Source organism: Shimia sp. (assembly GCF_039969785.1).
Taxonomy (GTDB): Bacteria; Pseudomonadota; Alphaproteobacteria; order Rhodobacterales; family Rhodobacteraceae; genus Shimia.
The window spans coordinates 1-3,370 of sequence record NZ_JBDVNC010000041.1 but is presented as its reverse complement, the minus strand read 5'-3'; the positions used below and the strand labels follow the sequence as shown (position 1 = coordinate 3,370).

General features: G+C 52.7%; 3 protein-coding genes. 2 read left to right on the top strand and 1 reads right to left on the bottom strand.

The annotated features are described in order from the left end of the window. The coding region (locus ABJI08_RS19030) for a hypothetical protein (protein ID WP_348403436.1) at positions 1 to 398 on the top strand (398 nt) is incomplete at its 5' end. A 219-nt stretch (positions 399 to 617) separates the two neighbouring features. On the opposite strand, the gene ABJI08_RS19025 is transcribed toward ABJI08_RS19030, so the two are convergent. After that, entirely contained in the window at positions 618 to 1,325 is a 708-nt protein-coding gene (locus ABJI08_RS19025) for a hypothetical protein (protein WP_348403435.1), read from the bottom strand. Positions 1,326 to 1,520: 195 nt separating this feature from the next. Between ABJI08_RS19025 and ABJI08_RS19020 the strand changes: the two genes are divergently transcribed. Continuing rightward, positions 1,521 to 3,370: calcium-binding protein (locus ABJI08_RS19020; RefSeq protein WP_348403434.1), on the top strand; the 1,850-nt coding region annotated here is incomplete at its 3' end.

The following is a 3,370-nucleotide window of genomic DNA, read 5'->3' as shown; positions in this document are numbered from 1 at the left end:
CTCTTGGGCGTGATGGGGATCTACTCGATGAACTTGGCAACGTGCTGGTTCCAGGGTTTGCTGAGCTTGGGGAAGATGCATTAGTCCAAGCGATCCCCGCAGCGTTGATGGCCTCGGATAAATTCGTAGAGGGAACAGTTCCGCTGGGAACGGTGCTTGTCTCTGTACCATTCTCAGTTGTCCCTTCGCTTGCCTACGGGATTGGGCGAGCTGTCGGCGAATATGTCGGCGGGCCAATTATATTGGGCGTCTACAAATGGGACAAAGGGTTGGACCTTGATCCCTACGACATCCGCCTTGTGCATGGTGACGGTCTTTATGAAGAAGGATTGTTCTGTGGCGAAGGCGAAGCGGGGATCGGCGATTACGCAACTTCACGACAATCTCTTGGCACTTAGTTCTCTTTATGGCCACCTCTGGTCCTCCGCTTTCCCAATCATAGAGGTTGACCACTTCAGTGGGGGAGGGTCACAACCTGAATGGCCCGATTGCAGCGGGCTGGGTCATCGCTCTTGGCATACTTTTCACAAGGCCCTTAGGATAAGTCCGTCCGGGGAAAGGGGAGGTCCGCTCAATCCTGGATTTGTGCAACAAAGCCGTCCCCATCTGAAAGAGGATCAGAAATGAAAACGGGTCACTAGCGTGACGTCGTAGAGGTCTCTGTCAGACGTCCTGACAACAAGTTTGAGCTCCGGTTTTCCAGTATGCACCCCGTTCGACCGCAGATTTAGAAAAAGCTGCGCGAAGCCGGAACTCGAATTGCCCGAGACATCAATATCGAGAAGTGCTGAGGAAATCGAACTTTTGTATCTTGTGAGAATGACCCCACCTCCGAGGCCCGCATCCAATGTGAACCCGGTCCAACGGTGAAGCGGCGTGGAGATTTCCTGCGAGAGCGTAAGCTGCTGGTAAACAAGATTGATCTTTGCCGGATCATGAAAGATTCCTGCACCTTCAGGCAGATGGAACGAGCGCTTGCCCGATGAGATTTCAACAGTGCTGATCAAACGGATACGCTGATAATCTGTTGCAAATTGGTAACCAATGCCGATCTGCGCACCGCCCGGTGTGAGCGCACCGGATTCTCCACCTACGCTGAGATCAAATCGGCGCTGGGTATCTGCATCTGGCGAAGAGCCGAAAAAGGAATTATAACTTTTTGTCAAAGCATCTCGCGCATAGAGCGTTTCCGCAGTGCCATACTGAAGAAAAAATCCACCTGAATCCGCCGAGGCCAATTGACAGCTCAATATAAATGGAAAAGCAAAAATAGTACGCCTCAAACGCGGCATTTTCACCTGTTTCAATTTTCCGAAAATGACCATAAAATTGGTTCACTTTATTTTTTAGAGCCCTCGAAAGGCGCCCGGAGTTTATAGGAGTTTATAATGGTTTCCACGATTAATGTCTCATCAAGCAAGCTGACGTCACTAGCAAACACAGTGGATTTCAGCGCATTGCAAGCTCTTTCTTTACAATTTCAGACTGAGTTGAGCGGCCTTGAGACGGCGATGAATACCATGAGCTTCTCCAGCTTGACATCGACACGCATCAATCTGACGAGTGGCCAGTACGAAGTGACAATGACTGGCTCTGGCATCAGCCCTGCCAGCACAGCCCAGGATCTGATGGATGCGATTTCGAATGGCGTTGCAACAGGGAGTTTCGATCGCCTCTTTGCAACTTACAACGGCACGGAAATCCTAGGGTTTGATTTTGATTCAAACGGAATCACAATCTCATCTGGCGCGGCAAATTTGCGTATCGACGGGGCGCTTCCCGGATCATTCGAAGAACTGATTGATCTGGCCGACCTTCTGAACAATGTGTCGAACATCGGAAACATGACACCAACAGAACGGTCGTCGTTGATCAACCAGCTTTCGGCCACGCAGATGAACGGCCTCACCTTTTCGGATAGCGGCACAGATCTGTTTGATCTCAACATGGCTGATGATGAATTCAGAGTCACAGCCGGTGGCTTGGAAGTCGTCGCGCAAGGGGTATTAGGGAATGACCTAGCAGATCTGCTCGAACTATTTTTGGAATTAGATGAGAGAGCGCCTTTATCTGATCCCGATCTGACGCTTTACGATTCATCCGGCAACTTCCTGCAACAGGCCTATTGGCCATACATGTCCATTTCCGGTCTCTCAACAGGTACCTACTATCTCGCCGTGTCTGCATATAATGACTCCGGTATTGGCCAATATGAAATGAAGGTCAGTGGGGGTTCCGGGCAGTCGGAAACACTAATAGAAGAAACAACTGATGCTCTTGCGTCAACCGCAACTCAATACACTCTGACAAAAGAAAGTATCGTTCGCGGGGAAATTGAAACTTTTGGCGACCGTGATTGGTATCGCATTGACTATACGCAAGGGGATTTCATAGAGGCGTTCACCACTGACAGATCAATTGATCTGTCCGGTCTGGCGAATCTCAGCCTTACGAATTGGTCCGTTGGCCTTGCTGGTGTGATGCCAGCTATCAATGTCAGCGGTCCGTTTCTGGATGATGTCGATGTTGAAGGAAATTTGTCGCTGCTGGTGGACGGCGAGGCCTATGACGATATCTTTATGGCCAATATCCCGGCAACAGGCGGCGAATTTGGCAGCTACTTAGAAGGCTACGGCCAGAGTAATGACTTCTTCATGGGCTTCCAGGGCGATGACACATTGATCGGGCTTTCCGGAAATGACCGGCTTTTGGGCGGTGGTGGCAATGACTCCGTACTGGGCAGCAATGGCTTCGACACGTTGGAAGGTGGTATCGGAAACGATACACTGGATGGCGGTAACGGGCGCGACTTGGCTAATTTGGGTAACGGCGCGGACGTGTTTAATGACAACGCGCAGGGCGACGAGGTCGGGCGCGACACGGTGAATGGTGGCAACGGCAACGACACCATCAACGGGGGGGGCGGCAATGATGCCTTCCGGGGCGATGCAGGTAATGACTCTATCCTCGGCGGCGGCGGGTTCGACCAGATATTTGGAGGCAGCGGCGCTGACATTCTGAAAGGCGGCGAAGGCAATGACACTGTGTTTGGCGGCGACGGGCGCGACGAGGCGCAGCTAGGTAATGGGTTTGACGTGTTCAACGACAACGGTCAGGGCGGTGACGCCGGGCGCGACACGGTGTTCGGCGGCAACGGCAATGACACGATCAACGGTGGAGCCGGTGCGGATGATTTCCGGGGCGAAGCGGGCAATGATTCGATCCTGGGTGGCGCTGGCTTTGACGAAATCTTTGGCGGCGCCGGGTCCGACACGCTGCTCGGTGGGCTGGGCAACGACACGGTGCTTGGCGGCAACGGGCGCGACGAGGCCCGGCTGGGCAACGGCTTTGACCTGTTCAACGACAACGA